This is a genomic window from Nocardia cyriacigeorgica (genome assembly GCF_010858045.1).
Taxonomy (GTDB): Bacteria; Actinomycetota; Actinomycetes; order Mycobacteriales; family Mycobacteriaceae; genus Nocardia; species Nocardia cyriacigeorgica_E.
The window spans coordinates 1-21,301 of record NZ_JAAGVC010000025.1 but is presented as its reverse complement, the minus strand read 5'-3'; the positions used below and the strand labels follow the sequence as shown (position 1 = coordinate 21,301).

The 21,301-nt window shown below is 66.6% G+C and carries 19 protein-coding genes and 2 tRNA genes; 14 read left to right on the top strand and 7 right to left on the bottom strand.

Going from position 1 to position 21,301, the window contains the following annotated elements; genetic code table 11:
• Positions 1-40: 40 nt before the first annotated feature.
• The gene (gene pepN, locus GV790_RS19770; protein ID WP_163814802.1) at positions 41-2,623 is read right to left on the bottom strand and encodes an aminopeptidase N; all 2,583 of its coding nucleotides are present in this window, start codon (positions 2,621-2,623) and stop codon (positions 41-43) included.
• Positions 2,624-2,748: 125 nt separating this feature from the next.
• Between pepN and GV790_RS19765 the strand changes: the two genes are divergently transcribed.
• Positions 2,749-3,585, top strand: a complete 837-nt coding sequence (locus GV790_RS19765) for a phosphoribosylaminoimidazolesuccinocarboxamide synthase (protein ID WP_163814801.1) — start codon at positions 2,749-2,751, stop codon at positions 3,583-3,585.
• Positions 3,586-3,651: 66 nt separating this feature from the next.
• Here GV790_RS19765 and GV790_RS19760 read toward each other — a convergent pair whose 3' ends face one another.
• The 3 genes from GV790_RS19760 to GV790_RS19750 form a co-directional block, all read right to left on the bottom strand.
• The gene (locus tag GV790_RS19760) at positions 3,652-4,911 is read right to left on the bottom strand and encodes an RNA polymerase sigma factor (protein ID WP_163814800.1); all 1,260 of its coding nucleotides are present in this window, start codon (positions 4,909-4,911) and stop codon (positions 3,652-3,654) included.
• Positions 4,908-5,309, bottom strand: coding sequence for a YciI family protein (locus GV790_RS19755; RefSeq protein ID WP_163814799.1), 402 nt, complete (start codon positions 5,307-5,309; stop codon positions 4,908-4,910). Before GV790_RS19755 ends, GV790_RS19760 begins: the two co-directional genes overlap by 4 nt.
• A gap of 115 nt (positions 5,310-5,424) precedes the next feature.
• Positions 5,425-6,645 carry an NAD(P)/FAD-dependent oxidoreductase gene (locus tag GV790_RS19750; protein WP_163814798.1) on the bottom strand — a complete coding sequence of 407 codons (1,221 nt, stop codon included), beginning with the start codon at positions 6,643-6,645 and terminating at the stop codon, positions 5,425-5,427.
• A gap of 162 nt (positions 6,646-6,807) precedes the next feature.
• Here GV790_RS19750 and GV790_RS19745 point away from each other — a divergent pair, with 162 nt between their 5' ends.
• Positions 6,808-7,461 (top strand): mycothiol-dependent nitroreductase Rv2466c family protein, encoded by a 654-nt coding sequence (locus tag GV790_RS19745; protein ID WP_163814797.1) that lies wholly within the window; start codon positions 6,808-6,810, stop codon positions 7,459-7,461.
• Here the strand turns inward: GV790_RS19745 and GV790_RS19740 are convergent, their stop codons facing one another.
• The gene (locus GV790_RS19740) at positions 7,462-8,427 is read right to left on the bottom strand and encodes a M48 family metallopeptidase (RefSeq protein ID WP_375139408.1); all 966 of its coding nucleotides are present in this window, start codon (positions 8,425-8,427) and stop codon (positions 7,462-7,464) included.
• Between the two features lie 348 nt (positions 8,428-8,775).
• Here GV790_RS19740 and GV790_RS19735 point away from each other — a divergent pair, with 348 nt between their 5' ends.
• Together GV790_RS19735 and GV790_RS19730 are read left to right on the top strand one after the other, a co-directional pair.
• A complete protein-coding gene (locus GV790_RS19735) occupies positions 8,776-9,249 on the top strand; it encodes a ribose-5-phosphate isomerase (RefSeq protein ID WP_014349601.1) in 474 nt (157 codons plus the stop codon).
• 17 nt (positions 9,250-9,266) lie between these two features.
• Positions 9,267-10,064 carry an Fpg/Nei family DNA glycosylase gene (locus GV790_RS19730; RefSeq protein WP_163814795.1) on the top strand — a complete coding sequence of 266 codons (798 nt, stop codon included), beginning with the start codon at positions 9,267-9,269 and terminating at the stop codon, positions 10,062-10,064.
• A gap of 87 nt (positions 10,065-10,151) precedes the next feature.
• Here the strand turns inward: GV790_RS19730 and GV790_RS19725 are convergent, their stop codons facing one another.
• Positions 10,152-11,108: a GGDEF domain-containing protein gene (locus tag GV790_RS19725; RefSeq protein ID WP_036534474.1), complete on the bottom strand. Its 957-nt coding sequence runs from the start codon at positions 11,106-11,108 to the stop codon at positions 10,152-10,154.
• A 416-nt stretch (positions 11,109-11,524) separates the two neighbouring features.
• Here GV790_RS19725 and GV790_RS19720 point away from each other — a divergent pair.
• Positions 11,525-11,595, top strand: a tRNA-Gly gene (locus GV790_RS19720).
• Between the two features lie 32 nt (positions 11,596-11,627).
• Positions 11,628-11,704: transfer RNA gene (locus tag GV790_RS19715), tRNA-Pro, on the top strand.
• Between the two features lie 49 nt (positions 11,705-11,753).
• Here the strand turns inward: GV790_RS19715 and GV790_RS19710 are convergent.
• Entirely contained in the window at positions 11,754-12,470 is a 717-nt protein-coding gene (locus tag GV790_RS19710) for a MerR family transcriptional regulator (RefSeq protein ID WP_163814794.1), read from the bottom strand.
• A gap of 271 nt (positions 12,471-12,741) precedes the next feature.
• Here GV790_RS19710 and GV790_RS19705 point away from each other — a divergent pair, with 271 nt between their 5' ends.
• The 8 genes from GV790_RS19705 to GV790_RS19670 all read left to right on the top strand — a co-directional run.
• Positions 12,742-13,194, top strand: a complete 453-nt coding sequence (locus tag GV790_RS19705) for a hypothetical protein (protein ID WP_163814793.1) — start codon at positions 12,742-12,744, stop codon at positions 13,192-13,194.
• Positions 13,195-13,244: 50 nt separating this feature from the next.
• Complete coding sequence (locus tag GV790_RS19700; RefSeq protein ID WP_163814792.1) at positions 13,245-14,135, top strand: ROK family protein; 891 nt, start codon at positions 13,245-13,247, stop codon at positions 14,133-14,135.
• Between the two features lie 287 nt (positions 14,136-14,422).
• Positions 14,423-15,559: a GAF domain-containing protein gene (locus GV790_RS19695; protein WP_163814791.1), complete on the top strand. Its 1,137-nt coding sequence runs from the start codon at positions 14,423-14,425 to the stop codon at positions 15,557-15,559.
• A gap of 65 nt (positions 15,560-15,624) precedes the next feature.
• Entirely contained in the window at positions 15,625-16,623 is a 999-nt protein-coding gene (locus GV790_RS19690) for a conjugal transfer protein (protein WP_280212644.1), read from the top strand.
• 19 nt (positions 16,624-16,642) lie between these two features.
• The gene (locus GV790_RS19685) at positions 16,643-16,903 is read left to right on the top strand and encodes a hypothetical protein (protein WP_163814790.1); all 261 of its coding nucleotides are present in this window, start codon (positions 16,643-16,645) and stop codon (positions 16,901-16,903) included.
• A complete protein-coding gene (locus tag GV790_RS19680) occupies positions 16,903-17,415 on the top strand; it encodes a hypothetical protein (RefSeq protein ID WP_163814789.1) in 513 nt (170 codons plus the stop codon). The genes GV790_RS19685 and GV790_RS19680 overlap by 1 nt, the downstream gene beginning before the upstream one ends.
• Complete coding sequence (locus GV790_RS19675; RefSeq protein WP_175585948.1) at positions 17,415-19,940, top strand: ATP-binding protein; 2,526 nt, start codon at positions 17,415-17,417, stop codon at positions 19,938-19,940. The genes GV790_RS19680 and GV790_RS19675 overlap by 1 nt, the downstream gene beginning before the upstream one ends.
• On the top strand, positions 19,937-21,301 hold a 1,365-nt coding region (locus GV790_RS19670), incomplete at its 3' end, for a hypothetical protein (protein ID WP_163814788.1). The genes GV790_RS19675 and GV790_RS19670, both read left to right, overlap by 4 nt.

Here is a 21,301-nt window from a genome sequence, read left to right as displayed (position 1 = left end):
ATGCGTCGGCCCCCCGCGACCCGACCGGGTACGCGGAGTGTTACTGCGCGTCGAACGCGCGGGCACGCAGTGAACGTTCGATGCCCGCCTTGCCCTCACTCACCAACCGTGCCAGCGCGGGCGGACGGTTCTCGGCGAGGAACTTGTCGGCCCTGGCCACCGCGGCCTCGCTGATCTCCCAGGACGGGTAGAGCCCGATGACGACGGTCTGCGCGACCTCACTGGAGCGGCGTTCCCAGACATCGGGGATCTCGGCGAAGTAGCGTTCGACGAAGTCCGACAGCAGCTCACCCTGGCCTGCGGGGGCGAACCCGTTGACGATCGAGCGTGCGGTGATGTTGGGCACCGAATCGTCGCCCATCACCGTCTCCCACGCCTGCTGCTTCACCTCGGCGATGGGCCGGGCGGTCGCGGCGGCGGCGGCCTGGCGCTTGCCCGCCGCGGTCTGGTCGTTGGCCAGTTCCGCGTCGATGGTCGGGGTCTCCACGCCGTCGGCGTCGATCTCGCCGGACGCTGCCAGCGCCGTCACGATGCGCCAGCGCAGATCGGTGTCGACGACCAGCCCGGACAGCCCGACCGAGGCCGGGTCGCCGTCGAGCAGCTCACGCAGCACCTCGGTGTGCCAAGCCGACAGTTTCGCGCCGGTCAGCGCGTTGACGAAGGCCAGCTGATGATCCGAACCCGGCTCGGCCTCGCGGGCCAGCTCCAGCAGCCGGTTGGCGAAGTCGGGCCAGCCGGTCTCGGCCGCCCAGGTGGGATCGGCGTAGCTGCTGAGGGTGGTGTTGGCCTGCATGAGCAGCCGCTGCACCACGCCGATCTCCGATTCCGCGCCCACACCACGCTGCACGAGGGCAACGAAATCGCGGGCCCGCAGCTCGGCCTGGCGGGTCATCTCCCAGGCCGCCGACCAGGCCAGCGTGCGCGGCAGCGGTTCGGCGATATCGGCGATGCGGTTGATCAGCACATCGAGCGAATCGGAGTCCAAGCGGATCGAGCAGTAGGTGAGGTCGTCATCGTTGACCAGTACGAACTTGCCGCGCGGCACACCGACCAGCTCGGGCACCTCGGTGCGTTCGGTGGCGTCGAGGTCCAGCTCGACGCGGTGGGTGCGTACCAGCCTGCCGTCGGCGTCGTCGTCGTAGATACCGACCGCGAGCCGGTGCACGCGCTGTTCACCGGCGCCCGGGGCGGCACCTTCCTGGATGACGGTGAAGGAGCTGAACTTTCCGTCGGCGTCGACCTCGAAGTCGGGCCGCAGGATGTTCAGGCCGGTGGTCTTGAGCCACTGCGCGCCCCAGGTGGACAGATCGCGCCCCGAGGATTTCTCCAGCGCGGCCAGCAGATCGTCGAAGGTCGCGTTGCCGTAGGCGTGCTCGGCGAAGTAATCGCGCAGACCGGCCAGGAACGGCTCCAGCCCTACATAGGCCACCAGCTGCTTGAGCACGCTCGCGCCCTTGGCGTAGGTGATGCCGTCGAAGTTCACCTCCACCGCGGCCAGATCCGGGATGTCGGCGGCGATGGGATGGGTGGAGGGCAGCTGGTCCTGACGGTAGGCCCAGGACTTCTCCACATTCGCGAAAGTGGTCCAGGCACTGGTGTATTCGGTGGCCTCGGCCTGGCACAGCACCGAGGCGAAGGTGGCGAACGATTCGTTGAGCCACAGATCGTCCCACCACTTCATGGTGACCAGATCGCCGAACCACATGTGCGCCATCTCGTGCAGCACGGTCTCGGCGCGACGCTCATAAGAGGCGCGGGTGACCTTGGACCGGAAGACGTAGTCCTCGAGGAACGTCACCGCGCCCGCGTTCTCCATCGCGCCGGCGTTGAACTCGGGTACGAACAGCTGGTCGTACTTGCCGAAGGCGTAGGGCACGCCGAAGTTGCGGTGATAGAAGCCGAAGCCCTGCTTGGTTTCGGTGAACAGCCGGTCGGCGTCCATGTGTTCGGCCAGTGAAGCCCGGCAGTAGATGCCCAGCGGGATGCTGCCGTGCTCGTCGGTGTAGACGTCGGTCCACTGCGCGTACGGGCCAGCGATCAGTGCGACCAGGTACGTGCTCATCTTGGGGGTGGTGCGGAACAGGTGGTGGGCCGGGTCGGCGGCGATGGTGTCGACCGGTTCGCCGTTGGAGATGACCTTCCAGCCGGGCGGGGCCGTCACGCTGAGGGTGAAGGTGGCCTTGAGGTCGGGCTGGTCGAAGCAGGCGAACATGCGCTTGGCGTCGGCGGTTTCGAACTGCGAGTAGAGGTACACCGCGTCGTCGGCCGGGTCCACGAACCGGTGCAGGCCCTCGCCGGTATGCGAATACTCGCAGTCGGCCTCCACCACGAGCTCATTGGTGGCCGCGAGATCGGTCAGCGTGATGCCGGTGGACTCGTCGTAGCCGGAGACGTCGATCGGGTTGCCGTTCAGAACCGCCGAGCGGACCCCGCGCGCCACGATATCGATGAAGGTGGACGCTCCCGGCGTCGCGGTGAAAGCGACCGTGCTGCGGGAGAAGAACGTCTGCTCGCCCGGGTTACCCGACCCGTCGGTGAGATCGAGTTCGATGCGGTAGTTCTCGACCGAGACGGTCGCGGCGCGCTCGATCGCCTGTTCGCGGGTGAGGTTCGGTGCGGACATCGGACTCCTTCATGGTCGAAGAACTACATACGGGCACGGCGTTCCCCACAATGCCACGTCGGTAAGGTTGCCCGCGCGGTAGTAATTCCGCATCGACAACCATCGACCACGATCGGAGCTACGTCGTGAAGCATGTGCACGCCGGGAAGGTGCGCGACCTGTACGAGGACGGCGACACTCTGCTGCTCGTCGCCTCCGACCGGGTGTCGGTCTACGACGTGGTGCTTCCGACGCCGATCCCGGACAAGGGTGCGCTGCTGACCCAGCTGTCGAACTGGTGGTTCGAGTTCTTCGCCGACGTGCCCAACCATGTGCTGTCCACCAGCGACGTGCCCGCCGAGTTCGGCGCCCGTGCGATCCGGGTGAAGCCGCTGCGGATGATCCAGGTCGAATGCATCGCCCGCGGCTACCTCACCGGATCCGGATTGAAGGAGTACCAGCAGAGCGGGACGGTGTCCGGCATCGCCCTGCCGCCGGGCCTGCGAGACGGTGACCGGCTGCCCGAACCGATTTTCACTCCGTCCACCAAGGCCGCCGAGGGCCACGACATGGCGATCTCCTTCGCCGACGTGGTCGACCAGGAAGGTCGCGAGGTTGCCGAAAAGCTGCGCGATCTGACCCTCGGCATCTACGCGCGCGGGGCCGCGCATGCCGCCGAACGCGGTGTGATCGTGGCCGACACCAAGCTCGAGTTCGGCTGGGACGGTGCCACCCTCACCCTCGGCGACGAGGTCCTCACCTCCGACTCCTCGCGCTTCTGGCCCGCCGACGAATGGGAGCCCGGCCGACCGCAACGCTCCTTCGACAAGCAGTTCGTCCGCGACTGGTCCACCTCCACCGGCTGGGACAAGGAACCGCCGGGGCCGGAGATCCCCGCCGACATCGTCGAGGCGACCCGTAAGAAATACATGGAGGCCTACGAGCTCATCACCGGCAAGACCTGGACGGGATCACCCGCCTGAGCGGGACTCGATCAGTTCCGGTATCGAGCTCGAGCTACGCACCGGGGGTGTGCCTCGCCCTGTTGATCACTGACCGGTGCCGGGCGCACCTGATGGGGTGCGCGTGGCCTCCGTGCGTAGGCGCGCGGCACGGATCGTCAGGTAATCGCGTTCGGCGGTATTCGAGGTGCATCGCGCGGCAGCCGTGTAGTAGGTGATCGCGGCGCCGATATCGCCCGCCATCTCGTGCAGGTGTCCGCGCACAGCGGCCAGCCGGTGGCTGTCGGCGAGCGCGCCGGCGACGGTGTCGGTGACCTCGAGGCCGACGGCGGGGCCGTAGACCATGGCGGTGGCGACCGCACGATTCAACGTCACCATCGGGTTCGGCGCGACACGCTCGAGCAGCCGATACAGCGCCAGCACCCGCTGCCAGTCGGTGGTCTCGGTGGAATCGGCCTGCGCGTGCAGCACCGCGATCGCCGCCTGGATCTGATACGGGCCGCGCAGCCCGTGGTCCAGCGTTGCCGTCGCCAGCCGGACCCCTTCGGCGATCGCCGCGCGGTCCCAGCGGCGGCGATCCTGTTCGGGTAGCGGAATCAGCTCGCCGTGCGGGCCGGTCCTCGCGTCGCGGCGGGCATCGGTGAGCAGCATCAGGGCGAGCAGCCCGCCGACCTCCGGATCGTCGGGCAGGATCCGGTACACCGCGCGGGTCAGCCGGATCGCCTCGGTGGCCAGGTCCGCGCGGCGCAGCCGGTCGCCGGTCATGGCGGTGTGACCCTCGGTGAAGATCAGGTACAGCACATGCAGCACCGCATCGAGGCGCTCGCGCCATTCGTCGTCCGCGGGTGGGGCGAACGGGCGGTCCAGGGCGGCCAGCCGCTTCTTGGCGCGGGTGATCCGCTGCGCCATCGTCGCCTCCGGCAGCAGGAAGGCCCGCGCGATCTCGGCGGTGGTGAGGCCGCCGACGGCCCGCAAGGTCAGCGCGATCGCGCTCGCCGGCGGCAGCGCCGGATGGCAGCACAGGAACAACAGCATCAAGGAGTCGTCCTGAGCGGGAACGGTCTCGGCGGGTTCGGGTTCGCGCAGGGCGACGGTGGTCTCCCGGTTGCGCCGGGCGACCTCCGCGCGCACGGCGTCGGCCATCCGCCGCTGCGCCACCTGGATCAGCCAGCCCCGCGGATTGTCCGGCCTGCCCTCGATCGGCCACTGGGTAGCGGCAGCCAGCAGTGCCTCCTGTAAGGCATCCTCGGCAGTCGGGAAATCGCCGAATCGGCGCACCAGTGCGGCGAGGACCTGCGGCGCCAGCTCACGCAGCAGGTCCTCGGTCGCGCGATCGGAAGCGATCACCGATCAGCAGCAGGTGCGCTCATCACCGCGCGCACCTCGATGTACTCGCCGATGGGCACACCACCGGGGCCGGGTGCGGCCGAGGCTTCGGCGGCGATTTCCAGCGCGCGTTCCGCACTGTCGACATCGACGAGCCAGTACCCGGCCAGGAACTCCTTGGTCTCCGGGAACGGGCCGTCGGTGACCACCGGCGCCGTGCGGCCGTCGTAGCTGACGATCCGTGCCTCCTCGGGCCCGGCCAGGCCCTTGGCATCCACCAGCTCGCCGGCCGCGGCCAGCTTCTCGCCGAGCTTGCGCTGGAAATCGATATGCGCCGCGATGTCCTCCGGCGCCCACTCGTTGATCGGAATATCGCAGTTGGCTGCGCGACCGTAGGTCTTGACCAGCATGTATTTCATATCGGGCTCCTCATTCTCGATGCGTCCGGCGACGTTGTCGTGAACAGGTCGGAGCCGGGCCGGCGGATTCGACACAATGCGACGCGCAGTCGCCCGAGCGCGGCAGCACAGCCCATCAGAAGGGGATCGAGGCGTCGGCCAGCCGGTCGGGATCCGCCGGTTCACCGCCGAGGATCAACTGCTTGATGCGGTCGGTGACATCCCAGACGTTCACGTTCATCCCCGCGAGCACCCGGTTGCCCCCATCGAGCCAGAACGCGACGAACTCCCTGGCCGCCAGGTCCCCGCGCACCACGACCCGCTCGTACTCGCCCGGTGCCGTATAGCCGGTGTACTCCATGCCGAGGTCGTATTGATCGGTGAAGAAGTACGGCAGCCGGTCATAGACCGCGTCCTTGCCGAGCATGGTCGCCGCGGCGACCGCGGGCTGATTCAGCGCATTGGCCCAGTGCTCCACCCGGATCCGGCGGCCGAGCAGCGGATGATCTTGTTCGGCGATATCGCCCACCGCGACGATATCGGGGTCGCTGGTCGCCAGATGCGCGTCCACGAGGACACCGGAGTCGACCGCGAGGCCCGCCTCGGCGGCGAGTTCGACGTTCGGCCGGGCACCCACCGCGATCAGGACCGCGTCCGCATCGACGACAGAGCCGTCACCGAGCCGCACCCCGGTGGCCACCGCGTCACGGGTGACGATCTCGGCCACCTGCGCACCCAACCGCAGGTCCACGCCGTGCGCCCGATGCAGATCGGCGAACACCGCACCCATCTCCGCACCCAGCGCGTTGAGCAGCGGCGCCTCGGCGGCTTCGATGATCGTCACCTCGACCTCGGCCTCGCGCGCGGCGGCGGCCACCTCGAGCCCGATCCAGCCCGCACCGATGATGGCCAGGCGCCGCGCGCTGCGCAGCAACTCGATCAGGGTGTTCGAATCGTCGAGGGTGCGCAGGGTGTACACCTTCTCGGCGTCCGCACCGGGTATGGGCAGGCGGCGCGGGGTGGCGCCGGTGGCAAGGGCCAGCTTGTCGTAGGGCAGGGTGGAACCATCCGGCAGCGCGATCGTCTTGGCGGCCCGGTCGATCGCGGTGACGGCGGTGCCGAGACGCAGATCCACGTTGTGGTCGCGATACCAGGGCTTGTCCTCGACGGTGAATTCGTCGAACGCCTTCTTGCCCGCCAGGTACTCCTTCGACAACGGCGGCCGCTCGTAGGGTAGATGTTCCTCATCGGTCAGCACGGTGATCGTTCCGTCGAAATCGTTGTCGCGCAACGCCTGTGCGACCTTGGCGCCGGCGAGACCGCCACCGACGACGACGAAATGCTGCGCAGAGGTCATACGTGGACTCCTAAACGCCGGGCGAATCGAGCTCCTCGACCTCAGCTTAGGTGCGCGCGGCGCGCCGAAACGCCGAATGCGGGAACGAATCGGGCCGGCCGTTGGTTGTCGGTACGAGAGCGGCCCGGCCGCCGGACAAGTCTGCGATCGAGAGGAATCGACGTGAGCAACACCGCCGTAGATCACCAGGGCAAGGATGTCGCCGACTTCTGGTTCGACCCGCTGTGTCCCTGGTGCTGGATCACCTCACGGTGGATCCTCGAGGTGGAGAAGGTGCGCGATATCGAGACCCGCTTCCACGTCATGAGCCTGGCCGTGCTCAACGAAGGCCGCGACCTCCCGCCGGAGTACCAAGAGCTGATGAACAGCGGCTGGGGCCCGGTCCGGGTGGCCATCGCGGCCGCGCGCGAACACGGCGACAAGGTACTCGCCCCGCTCTACACCGCCATGGGAACCAGGATTCACGACCGCAGGGCCGAATACGAGCGCGCCACCACCGCGGAGACACTGGCCGCGGTCATCGCCGACGCGCTCGCCGAAACCGGCCTGCCCGCCGAGCTGGCCGAGGCCGCGCACAGCACCGACTACGACGCGGAGCTGCGCGAAAGCCACCACGCCGGAATGGACAAGGTCGGCAAGGACGTCGGCACCCCGACCATCCACGTCAACGGCGTGGCCTTCTTCGGCCCCGTGCTCTCCCGCATCCCGCGCGGCGAGGACGCGGGCAAGGTCTGGGACGGCGTCGTCGCCCTGGCGTCCTACCCGCACTTCTTCGAGCTGAAGCGCACCCGCACGGAAGACCCTGTGTTCGACTGATCAGGCGACGGGCTTCGGGGGCAGGCTCGGAACCTCTCCGTACGGGCCGTACGGATGCCGGCCTGGCGGGAATTGTGGGGGAGGGCTCGGGCGCCAGAAGAGGCGGCCATGCCTACTGCGGTCGCGCAGCGCCCACATCCGCCAGGTCAGCACCGGGTGCGTGGACAGCGCGTTGACGATCCAGACGAAGAAGCCCTTCTCCTGCGCGGCGCGGTCGGCCATCTCGTCGAAACCGACCATGGTGTTCATGTACTTGCCCGCGGCGAGGGTGCCCATGGCCGCGCGGGCACCCTCGTGCCGGTTGCAGAACCCGTGATTGTCGGCGGTGTATTCCTGCGAGCGGATCAGTGAGCTGCCGATGATCGGCAGGAACGGCACCAGGAACATGCCGAGCTGACGCCAATACGAGGTATGCCCGGCCGCGATATGCCCGACCTCGTGGCCGATGATGAACGCCAGCGCGTCCGGTTCGCGAGCGGCGCCGCCGATTTCGAACAGGTCGCTGTAGACCACCACGAACCGGCGGAATCCGTGGCCGGAGGCGAAGGCGTTGATCTGGCCGTTGCCGAGCACCACATAGGCATCGGGTGCCTTGGCCATGCCGAAACGCGCCGCCGCCTCCTGCACCAACCGGTAGCCCTCCGGGAATTGGGTCGGCGACATCTTCACCCCGTTGACCCGCTGGGTCGCGTAGTTCACGCCACGGCCGAACCAGATCAGGATCGGCGCGAACACCAGGGCGAGGATGTATTCGTTCACGTTGCCGAACACCAGCAGCAGCGCCGCGAACAGGTACGCCAGCGCCGTCAATGCCACCACCACGATGAGCAGCGGGATCTCCCACAGATGCCGCGCGGGCATACCGAACGGCGAGAGCCCCCGCGGCAGGCTGCCCGGCGGCACGGCGGGCGGCACCGGCGCGGACCCGTAGGCCGGATACCCGGCGCCGGGATAGCCGGGTGGCATCCCCGGGTAGGGCGCCGACGGATACGCCGTCGGTGGGGCGGTCTGCGGAGGCTGCGGCACCTCGCTCGATTCGGACCCGGACGAGGAACCCTGCGGCGCGTTCTTGCGCAACCACTCTGGCTGCCCCCCGGACTGATCGGCCTGCGGACGCTGCGGCGGCTGAGGATCGATCGGTTGCATGGACGCCCACTCTATTCAGATCGAGCCCGTCGAGTCGGGTCGCCGGCGCCCTCGAAGCCCGGTGTGGCCACCGCCACAGCCCATCCTCGCCGCACTGGATGGCGGGCAGGCACAACCCCGCCAACACCCTCGACGGAGCCGCATCGCAGCGCGGATAGGATTCCACCCATGCGCGTATACCTTGGTGCCGACCATGCCGGTTTCGAACTGAAGAATCACGTCAAGGCCCATCTCGAGCAGGCGGGCCACGAGGTCGTCGACTGCGGCGCCCTCGAATACGACGCGCTCGACGACTACCCGGCCTTCTGCATCGAAGCCGCGCGGCGCACCGTCGCCGACCCCGGCAGCCTCGGGCTGGTCTTCGGTGGCAGCGGCAACGGCGAGCAGATCGCCGCCAACAAGGTGCCCGGCGCGCGCTGTGCGCTGGCCTGGAGCGTCGAGACCGCCAAGCTCGCCCGCGAGCACAACAACGCTCAGCTGATCGGTATCGGCGGCCGCATGCACTCCACCGAGGAAGCTCTGGCCATCGTCGACGCGTTCATCAGCACCCCGTGGTCGGAGGAAGCGCGCCACCAGCGCCGCATCGACATCCTCGCCGAATACGAGAAGACCGGCGTCGCGCCCGCGCTGCCCGGCCAGTAGACCGAACGTATTCGACAGTGCCCGAGGGTCATACGCTGCACCGCCTGGCGAAGCTGCATCAGCGGCGGCTGGCAGGCGGTGTGGTGCGGGTGTCGAGCCCGCAGGGCAAGTTCGCCGACGGCGCCGCGCGGGTGGACCGGCAGGTCATGGTCCGGTCCGAGGCCTGGGGTAAACATCTGCTGCACCACTATGAATCCGGGCTGGTCGTGCACGTGCACCTCGGTTTGTACGGCAGCTTCACCGAATCGGCGATGCCGATGGGGGAGCCGGTCGGGCAGGTCCGGATGCGGCTGGCCGGCGCCGATTTCGGCACCGACCTGCGCGGGCCCACCGCCTGCGAGGTGCTGACCGCCCCCGAGGCCGGCGCGCTCGTCGACCGGCTCGGTCCCGACCCGCTGCGCCGCGGCGCCGATCCGGAACGGGCCTGGCGCCGGATTCATCGCTCCCGCAGGCCGATCGGCTCGCTGCTGATGGACCAGCAGGTCATCGCGGGCGTTGGCAACGTCTACCGTGCCGAGGTCCTCTACCGGCACGGCATCGCACCGCAGCGGCCGGGCACCGCGCTGTCCCGCGATGAATGGGACGCGATGTGGGCGGATCTGGTGCAGCTGATGCGGGTGGGGGTGCGCCGCGGGAAGATGCATGTGGTGCGGCCGGAACACGATCACGGTGAACCGTCCTACGCGCCGGATCGGCCGCGCACCTACGTCTATCGCCGCGCCGGTGCGCCCTGCCGGATCTGCGGTACGCCGGTAGCTCATTCGGTGCTGGAGGGGCGAAACCTCTTCTGGTGCCCGGCATGTCAGCCCGGCTGAGCGGCCGGTAGCCTAGTCGCCCGACTGCCGGCGGCTCCACCGATTCGCTCCGCGTGTCGCATGATTCGCGGGTGTCGTGTCGGCTTTTCAACCGGCGACGGCCGCTCCCATCTCCGCTTCGTCGGCATCGGCCAGCGCGAAACGACGCCCGCCGGCCGTCTTGGCCGAATACATCGCCCGGTCGGCGCGCCGCAGCAGATCGGTGAAATCGCATGGGCTGCCCGGCGGTGAGTACGCCGTGCCGACGCTCGCCGACACCGGCACCGGGCCCGCGGACGACCACACCGGATCGCGCAGTGCGGCCACGATGCGATGTGCGAGATCGCCGAGGTTGTTGCGCGGCGGATTGGTGGCGAGCACGAATTCGTCACCGCCGTAGCGGCAGATGACGGTATCGGGCGGACACACCTCACGCAGCCGGTTCGCCAGGTCGACCAGCACCTCGTCGCCCACGGCGTGTCCGTAACCGTCGTTGATCTGTTTGAAGCGGTCCAGATCGATCAGCAGCAGCCCGATTCCGCGCGTGGGATCCGCGGCCATCAATCGCACCCGATCTTGCAGCAGCGTGCGATTGGCGAGGTCGGTCAGCGCATCGTGGGTCGCCTCGTGGCGCAGCCGGTGCTGCAGGGCGGCGATCTCCTGCACCCGCACCGAGACCGCCGCCGAGATGTGCTGTTCCTGCTGGGCCAGCGCACGCTCCTGCAAGGCCTGGGCATAGCTGTCGATGGCCTGGCTGGCCACGAAGGGCCACCTGGTCGCCGTCAGCGAGCCGGGCGGGCCCGCGCGGAAGCCGAGCAGCGTGCGAGTCGCCTGGGCGAGCATGCGAATTCGTTCCAACGGCGCCTCGGCCAGCCGCGCACCGAGCATTCGGGCTTCGAGCACCGGAAACGGTTCGGATCCGGCCAGTTCGAGCAGGCGCTCGATGATCTCGATCAGAACAGGTTCCAGCTGTTGTGGGGCCGCCTCGACTCCGGGCTCGGCGCAGACCGTGCGCGCCCATGCCCGTGCGGTCGCGGCGACCGGTGGTCGGTCCTCAGCCGGCATGGCGCTCACCGGACACAGGTGACGACTCCGCGCGGGCTCCCCGATCCGAGCCCGACACCGGCGTCGCACCGGTCGTTCTCACTGCTACGCGGATGGTCCACCTCGTCGGGTGCACGCTCACCGCCCCCTTTCCAGATACCCCCGTCCGGCAAAAAGGATCCTAGCAAGCCGATCGGCCTCGAAAAACGGCGTTCTGCAACGAGTTCTCGGTGCGTAGCCACGGGCGATCGGGTATGTGATCGCTGTGCGGCCGCGAGTGTTACACAACACTTCCGGTTAGCTCGAAAATCGCCGGAAGGCAGTCGCGGCGGGACCCGTGTGCCGGAGCGGGGGGCTGATTGGCGTTACCGGAGGCGGGTTCGGTACAGTCGCTCATGCACACGACATCGTGGCGATCCCATCGATGTCGTATGCCTGCGGGTGTAGTTCAATGGTAGAACCTCAGCCTTCCAAGCTGATGGTGCGGGTTCGATTCCCGTCACCCGCTCACACGCAATATGCTCGCCCCTGGCGAGGCCTCGGGGTGTAGCGCAGCTTGGTAGCGCATCCGCTTTGGGAGCGGAGGGTCGCAGGTTCAAATCCTGTCACCCCGACCATCGAAATAAGCCCCTGACCAGTGTGGCCAGGGGCTTTCTGCGGTCGAGGTCAGACGCCGTCGGTGGCCATCGGCGCCGGCAGTTCCGCATGCCGGGCAAACGCCTGATCGATCAGCTCGGAGGCGGCTCGGGTGGCGATCAGGCGGGCGATGGCGAGATCGGTTTCGAGCTTGGTCCGGTCCTTGGGGGTGCGGTCCGACTGTTCGTAGCTCTGGCCTGCCAGCAGGTAGAAGACCTCCGAGGCGTACCGGTCGGCGATGCGGTCGCAATCGGCGCGCAGCCGCTCGACGAACTGGAAGGTCGCGTCCACCGCGAGCCCGGCGTCGCTGAGCCGGGTCGCCAGATCGCAGCAGCGTGGATTGGTCACCCGGTAGGCATCGAGTGGGTCGTCGCTGGCGGCCAGCGCCTGTTTCACGTAATCCGGTAGCTCGGGTTGCGGCTCGCGTTCCTTCGGCTCGTCGGCCGGTCGGGGGCCGGGCGCCGGCTCGGCGGCCGGCTGATCGGCGACCCCGAGTACGTCGGCGAGTCCGTCGCCGCGGTCCCAGGCATCGAGCAGTTCGCGGATGCCGTTGAGCTTCATGCCGCGCCCGAGTAGGCGGCTGATCGTTTGCAGCCGGTTCAAGTGGTCGGACCCGTAGTAGCCGATCCGTCCCCGAACATCGGGCGACGGCAAGAGCCCCCGTTCGTGGTACACGCGCACGCTGCGCACGGTGGTATCGGCTACCCGCGCCAGTTCGTCGATCGTGTACTCCGCCTCTGCTGCCATGCCTACTAGGAAACCACAATCGTGCCCGTAGAAAAACGGACCGTGGCGAAATGTGCCGTTACATGCCGGTACGGAAGGTAACTAGTTGATCAATGTCCCGTTACCTGACGGCAGATTCGCTTGCCCCGAGACGAACCGTCGGTTAACGTGCGTTGACCGGCTCTCGAGCTGGTTTCCGGAGACTGTCGAGCAGCTCCGATGACTCCCCAGCGCTCTCGCGCGACCACGGACACGCGGATATCGGCGTGCCCTCGGCTTCCCGGAGATTTCCATGACAACTGCTCGGACGAATCTGCTCGACCGCGATGATCTCGCGGCACCGCGGATCACCACCATTCCCGCCAGGTCCACCACTCGCCCACCATGCGCGGACACTCCCGACAACTGGGATCTGGACGCGGGCACGCCCGAAGCGTGGCGGACCGCAGTGAGCACCTGTAGTGGGTGCCCGGTGCTGGCGCAATGCCGGCAATTGGCGGAAATGCTCATCGCCCGTGGCGATTACCCGCGTTCGATGATCTGGGCCGGAACCGCGTACGACGCTTCCGGTCATGTGGTAGACGACTTGGACAAACACCGTGTCGCGGCCCTGGACAACAAGCGTCCGATGCGGATCATCCGAAATGGTCCACGTCCGAGCCGGATCGAATCAGCGACCGGCGCGCCGCGTCGGCACCTGGTTCTCGGGCGACCACTTCGGCCGACCGGGACCGGCGCACACTGATCATCCGGCCTCGTTGTCAGGGCCGGACATGTTGTAGGAGAACGTAGTTCATGACCTTTGTGGCATTGGAAATCGGCACGTCCAGGTTCGCGGCCACCCGCGTGGATCCGGACGAGGGACTGATGGAGATCCATGAGATCCCGGTGCCTGCTCGTGCCGCATGGGATCGTTGCGCTGAACTACTCGCCGAGGTCGTCGCCGGTGGCGACGTTGTCGGCGTCGGCATCGCCTCCACCGGGCCGATCGATATGGCCGCGGGTGTCGTTGCGCCGAGCGATGTTTCGGACTGGCAGTCGGGGTTCGGCATCCTCGGCGCGGTGGAGGAGATGTTTCCCGGAGCGGGAATTCAGCTCGCTCTGGACGGGGTTTGCCTGGCGTTGGCCGAACGGTACCTCGGCGCCACCGCCGAGGTACCGGACGCGCTCTCGATCTCGGTCTCGGATCGGATCGCGGGTGGCGTGCAGGTCGGCGGTTTGACCGTGGTCGGACGTACCGGCAACGGCGGGCACATCGGTCACGTTCTCGTGCCCGGCTTCGACGACGTCTGCGACTGCGGCGGCAGGGGCTGCCTCGAGGCTGTCGCCGGCGGTAAATCGGCTGCTCGCTGGGCGCGGTCGAACGGCTGGAGCGGTGAGGGTACCGCGCAGTTGGTCGCGGACGCCGCCGCGGGTCAGGAGGTCGCGGTGGCTGCTCTCAACCGTGCCGGAACCGCGCTGGGCCAGGCCATTTCCTCGGTGACGGCACTGCTGGACATCGATCTCGTGGTGTTGAGCGGGAGCCTCGCCGAACCCGGCTCGGCGCTGTGGAAACCCATGAACGCCGCCGTGGCGACGCATGCCCGGCTCAGCTTCCTGCCCGGCTTGCGGGTGGTGGCCTCAGACCTGGGGGACAACGCCATTCTGTGCGGTGCCGGGGTCCTGGCGCTGTCGGCGCAGGGCTGATCCCCGAGAGGTCGTAACTCTCCGTCACGTGACACGGAATTCGCATGGCGTAGTTCGCTGTTGACTTCGCCATGGCCGGCAGTCGAACACGCGGTTCCCTCGAAGTGAATCACTCGTTTGGCAACGCTCACGTCCAGTTGTGCGGCACACTGGGTGAACAGGCTTGCGAAAGCCATTGAACGGCCCGCTATATAACGGTACATTGTGCAGTGTGACAACGGTGCGTTCGGGAAGTCCATCCGAGGTGCGCACGTGGTACTGGCGAGTCGGATGAGGGAAGTAGCGCAGTGATCCCGTGGGTGACGGTCGAAACATTGGCGCCGGACGTTCAGACGGTGGCATCGGTGGGGGACGAAGCTCGGGGGTTCGCGGGGTGGAGACGCGTCTTGCAGCGCATTCTGTCGAAAACGCCTGCGCTCTATGACAGTCTGTCCACCCGTGGCATCGGTGAGGCGCTCGACGCGGCACAGAAGCTGGCCGAGGACGTCGACCTGACGATCCCCACTGCCTCCGGGCCGCATCGGCTGTTGATCCGGCCGGTCTTCGGCCCGGCCCGGCAGGTGCACGCGCTGCGGATCTGGCTCGGCCCCGGCGCCGAAAAGGTGCCGGAGCTGCGCCGGGCGGTCGGCGTGACCTGGGATCTGGACGCGCAGATGATCTGCCAGCCCAACAGCATCTCGGGCCTACCGGGAATGGTGGCCGAAGAGTACGTCCCGCGGATCTCGCTGGCCGAGGTGTTTCATCGTTTCACCGGCTTCGACCTGCACGCTGAGGTGCTCTCGCTGCTCTACGGGCCGCGAGCGGGCGACAAACTCCAATTCGAGACCGCCGTCCGGACCGGTACCGGTGCTCCGGCGAAACTGCTGATCACCATCCGTGCCAGGGACGATGCGCAGGCCCGTGGCGCGTGGTTGCTGATCGAGGACATCACCTCCGAGACCACGACGGTGAGCGCGCCGACGCTAGAGCATGTCGGTTTGCGGGAGGCGCACCGCCGGGCGGGCACACATCTGGCGGTCATCCAGATCTCGCATGCCAGCATCGCGCATTGGCTCACCGATCCGGCGCCATGGATCCGATGGGACTACCTGTTCCGGCCGGTCGATGTGTTCCACCCGGACGATCGCGCCCGGTTGCCGATGATCGCCGACCGGCTGCTCGCGGGCGAATCCGCCGGCTTGACGATGCGCACACTCGATTACGGCGGCGAGTACCAGTCGACCTCGCTGCTGCTGCACCCGTATCCGGGTACCAAACACCGTGATCTTGCCATCGGACAGCTCGTGCGGGCCGCCGGTGAGCGGCCCATGCTCGACGATTCTCGCTACGGTCTGCCGATGCACCGGGTGCGAACCCCGATCGGCTATGACCATCAACTGCGGCACTGGCTGGCGGGTCGGCAGAATCACAGTCCTGCATTCTGACCGACTCCCCAAGCGTGGGAATGGGTGGCGGGTCGGAATCGGCGATGCTCTCTACGATTTCGACTGTGCGCACACTGGCCGGTAGCTCGGTGGATTCGGGCGAAGCGTTGCTTCGCCGGATGGCCGCGCGCCGCCGCCGCGACAATGCGGTCATCGCCGTGCTCGCCGTCTTGGCGGTGCTCGGCGGTGGTCATGCGATCTTCAGTTTCCTGTTCAGCAAACCCGTTCCGGACACCAGCGGTCAGGAAGCGGTCACCATTGTCGGCCGGGCACAGCTCGCCGGCACCTTCGCGCAAGAGTTCGTCGTCACCTACCTGAGTTCGAACGACAGCCAGAAGGAGCGGCTGGCCGAGTTCGTCTCGGACAGCTCACGGCTGCGACTACCGAAAACCGGTCGCCAGGTGGCGGATTCGGCGGTCGTGTTCGTCCGGCGCACCGATGTTCAGGGCGGTCTCGACGTCTGGACGGTCACGGTGTCGGTGCGCCTCGGCGGCTCCGGGAACACCGCGGGGGCACGGCAGTTCTATCGCGTCGCGGTCTCGCTGACCGATGGCAGGCTCCGGGCGCTCGGATTGCCGGCCGCCGTCACCCCGCCGGGGCGCGGCCTCGACCTGGCCACCACCTACAAGACCACCTGCCCGGTCGATGCGCCGGTCTCCACGGTGGCGTCTGGTTTTCTCGCCGCGTTCCTCACCGGTTCGGGCGACATCACCCGGTATATCGCGCAGGGTTCGGGCATCACCGCGCTGGCCCCGCCGCCGTATACGAAGGCCGATCTGGTCTCGGTCGATGCCGACGACGCAGGTTGCGGCAAAAGCGGTTCGAAGATCCGGGTGCTGGCCGCGGTGGCGCCGTCGGCCGCGGGAGCGGAGGTGGCCGTACTGGAGTATCCGCTGACCATGATCAACAACGGCGGCCAGTGGCAGGTCCAGACGATGGACCAGGTCCCCGCGCTCGCCACGCCCTTTGCGGTGATCGCCGAAGGCTCGAAGGAGCAGACGGCCGGGCCCACCACGTCAGCACCGCCGTCTGCGGCGGCCATCCCACCAGCGACGCACAAGTGATCGGCGAAATGAGTGCACAATGGGTAATAATCTGACCGGCGTCTTGCTGGTGATCCTGCAATTCGTCCGCGCCGCCGGACTCATCCTGATCGCCATCATCGGCATCGGCACGCTCATCAGCGAGGGCGCCAAATCCAAGCTGTCACCGGCCAAAGTGCTGACCGTAGCCGGTTCGGCCATCCTGGCCGGCGTACTGATCTGGCTGCTGCCGACCCTGATCAATCACGCCCGCTGGGAAGTGAACACCGTGGTCCCCGATGCCCCGGTAGGCGCGTACTGATGGCTCAGGTCATCAAGGTTTTCACCCCGATCAAACGCGTCCCTGTGGTGGTCGGCAAGGCCCAGAACGGGCAGAAACTCCCGTTCGGGCCGTATACGTTGCCGCAGGTCGGCGCGGGGGTCGTGGTTATGACGATCACCGGCACCTTGGCGATGAGTGTGCCTGCCAATCCTGCGGTCGTCTTCGTCTGCGGGACCGCACTGGCGATCCTCGCGGTGTTCCTCTTCGGGCTGGTGCCGTACACCGGGGTCCGGCTCACCTCGAGGGTCTTGTGGTTCGCGCGGCTCATCTTCGTCCGCAAACCTGTTTCCGCATCGGGAATGCCGGTAACAGTTGAGTCATCACGCAATACAGTGTTCGTTTCCGAGACTGTCGTGGTCTTCTTGCCGGAGCAGGCCGCGAAGGACGCCCGCCCCCGACCCGCCTCGCCGTCGGGTGGCTGGCTGCGTGAGCTCGTCGACAATAACCGGAAAGCGATAGCCGGTAACGGTGCGGGAGCAGAGGCGGTCTGATGGGGCTAGGGAACGACCTGCAGCCTACTGCCGCCGTTCGCGGCAATCTGCAGTTCACCACGATGGGGCTGGTCACTGCCACATACTTCATCTCGCCGATCGGATACGGGCTGCGAAAGGCGAGTGACAAACACGATGTCAAGCTGGCCCATCATGCATTGATAAACAACCTGCCTGACGGCTCGCTGCTACTCGGCATTCAGGCGCAGTTGAATACCCGCGACGTGCTGAGCAAAATGGTCGAGGGTGTGGATCTCGACGTATGCGAAGATTATGCGATCGAGTCCGTCGCCGCTTACGAGCGTATCCGAGCAATTCGGCCACGGACGAGGATTCATCTCCTCTCGATACCAGTCGGAACCGTGGGTACACCGATGTCGGCGTTGTCACGGATGTGGACCAGCGGCGCATCGATCGATCCGTCCACGATTTCCCGCAGCGATATGGACTCCTACGAGTCGAAGGCGTCCGAAATCTTGTCGCGGATCGGTGATGATTTCGATCCGGTCCCCGTGCCGGCGGCCTTGTTTCAGTGGCTGTGGGAGCACTACCTCGCTCGTGGTGCGTTGAGCGAGCCGGTAGCGCCGACCAGAATCGGGGCACTCGAAGAGACGACCGCGGCGGTATTCCGCTCGGCCGCGCTCGACGAGGGGGCGCAGGCCGACAGCGGTCGCCGGCTACGGCCTTCGTTCAGTCCGGTGATCAAGGTTGTGCAACCAGACGAACCGAACTGGCCGTCCTACCAGACGATTCTCACGCCGCTTTCGTTCCCGTACGGTGGCATGAGGTTTCCTGGCGGAAGTGAGTTCCTCAACCTTCTCGAGGGCGTTGATGAAGTCACCGTAGATTGGGGTATCCGGGTGTCGACCCGGCCCTCCGATCAGGTATTGAAGGCCAACGAGCTCAGCTTGCGCCGCCTCGGCGAGCAAATGGATCAGCGTGACCAGGAGATCTCCTTCGCGCAGAACACGTTGATGTCCAAGGCGCAGTTGCTCAGCGAGTACAACAACCATTTCGAGGTCAACGGCAGTGAATCGGAGGTCTCGTTCACCACCGTTATTGTGGTCGGCAGTGGTTCACGCGAGACGACTCTCAACGCTGTCAACCATATAAAGCGTCGCTACAAGCGTTTCCAAATCGACCTGACGGCACCCGTCGGTGCGCAGGTCGACCTGTGGTCGATGATGATCCCGGGTAGCCCGGCGAAGCGAGCATTCGATGATTACGCTCATATCGTCCCTTCGGACATGTGGGCCGGATTCGTCCCGTTCACGACCAACCAGATCGGCGACGACAGCGGTCCGGTGATCGGCGTCAACTTGTTGTCGGGCAACTTCGAACCCATCCACTTCGGCATTATGGAAGCTGCGCTGCACGATCTGTCGGCATCATTCGCAGTCACCGGCGAACTGGGATCCGGCAAATCCTACTTCTTGAAACTGATGGCCGTTCTCGTGCACGACATGGGCGGACAGTTCCTCGCACTCGACCGTAGTCAGGTCGGCGAGTGGGAGTACTTCGCATCGACCATCGATGACGCGGTCGTCGTCGACCTGACCAATCCGACGGTGTCCCTCGACCCCTTGCGGCTGTTCGATCCCGCAGTCGCCGGCGAGCGTGCGCTGGATTCTATTCTGCCGCTGCTGGATCTGTCCCCGACGAGCGGGGCGGGTGCGGCTGTGAGCAGCTTGCTGACGCCGAGGGGAATCGCGGAGCACGGGATTCGTAGCCTGCTTGATCTGTTCCGGGTGGCGCGGCAGCTCCGGTCGGATCCGGGTTTGGGCGACGAGTACGCCGATCTGGCCGCCCGCTTGGGCACTATCGCCGATCGTGTTCCTGTTCTGTTCGACCCGGATCTTCCGCCGCTGCGGCTGGATGCCGCGGCGACGGTGATACGTAGCCACAAACTCGCGCTTCCGACCGCCGAAGAACTGACTACGCCGCACCTGTACAACCGTCTGCCACTGACGAAACGGCTGGGGACGGCGCTCTACGAGCTGGTCGGCGTTGCGGCGCGAGAGGCGTTCCTCTCCGACAACGGGCGTTTCGGGTTGCTCGTCGGCGACGAGGCACACCACTTCACACAGACCCAGGTCGGTGCTGCCGTGACGTCGGACTTCAGCAGGGACGGCCGAAAGCACCTGGCTGCCATCGGCCTCGCTTCTCACGACCCTGCCACCGACTTCCAAGGCGCGGCACACAATCTCATCCCGAACCGCTTCGTCTTCCGCCAACGCGACGAGACGCTGGCACGCAACAGCTTGGAGTGGGTGGGCGTCGATCTGGAGGAGGCGCCGTTCATGTTGCAGGTATTGCGCGAGGAAACCTCACCTCCGGTCGGTCCGGGGCGTCAAGTGCCGGAGGAACGCCGGGGCGAGATGTTCATGCGAGATGCGCTGAATCGCATCGGGCGTGGCAAGGTTCTCGGGCCCGCGCGTCCTGATCGAGCCGCCGCGATCACCAGCACCCCGATCGCGTCGGGGACCAAACCGATGGCTGCACTGGAACATCAGGTCACTCCATGACCGGTTGGGACCTCGCGAACTGGGATTCGGACCGTTGGCGCCCGCGCGTCGCCGCTGCCCGCTGCCGGGCGTGGATCGGTGCCACCAGGGGCAGGCGCTGGACGGCGTGGTTGCTCGCAGCGATGTTCGTTCTTTTCGTTCTTCCGGGGATCGTCGGTGCGGTGGCCACCGCGGGAACGGGTAATTTGGCGGCAGGTTCGTCCACCAACAATGCGCTGAGCGCGTTGCAGGTGCACGACTCCGACGGCGTGAATCTGGCCGACTATGCCTTCGTCGTTCATGTCGGAATAAGCCTTTTCAATCCGGTGAATGCGGGACTCGCCATCGTCATCGGTGTGATCTTCGCCGGGTGGATCGTTATCGTGGGCGGGGCGATCTGGCTCATCGGATGGGTGTTCAGCTTTGTCTGGCTCGACCTCATCGGCAGCGTGATGGCCGCGGTGGCGCGGAGTTTCACCAGCCAGGTCGCCACATCGATCATGTTGGTCACCGCGGCGACGATCGGCGGCGTGATCGTCGCAGTGTTCATTGTCCGTCAGCAGCCGGCGAAGGCGACGGCTCAGGTGGTGACGATGATCGGGGTTGCGATGATCGGACCCATCTTTCTGGCCGACCCGTTGGCTGACATCGTGTCATCGCACGGTGTGCTGGTGACCGGCCGAGACGTGGGCCTGTCTGTCGCGGCGGGCCTGCACGGTAACAGTGCGATCAATCCGGACCAACTGGTGTCGACTATGCAAACAGATATGGTCGACAACTTCGCCAGGAAGCCATTGCAGGTCTGGAACTTCGGGCAGGTGATCGATCAGTATCCGGGCTGTAGATCGGTATGGTCGAAGGGCATCGCAGGAAACGGTGACGACCTGCGTGACCAACTGAAGGGTTGTGGAGACGGTGGCGTCGCCTACGCGATGACGTCCGAGCCGAGTGTCGGCCAGATCGGCGCCGGCCTGCTCATACTGCTGTCTTCGCTGATCATGTTGTACTTCGCGGCGAAAATGGCCGTACGGATCATCTGGGCGGGTCTCGATGCGATCTACCACGGCTTCATGATGATCTTCGGTCTGGCTGCCGGTGGATTCATCTACGGGCCGACACAGACATTTATGGCACGCAATGCGGCCGATGCCGTGATCGCCGGCGGTCGTATGGCCGCGAACACGATCTTTCTCAGTGTGTACCTGCTGGTTATCGGTAGAGTCTTCGACCAGGCGGGTGGCCAAGTTATCTCGGTGCTCTTTGTCGGCGCCGTCATCCAAGTTGTCGGGGTTGCTCAGCTCCGCCGACTGAACGACAGTCTGAGCCGGGGCAATGAGTGGATCGCTGACAGATTCGCGGGCGTGATGCGGGGGGACCGGGCG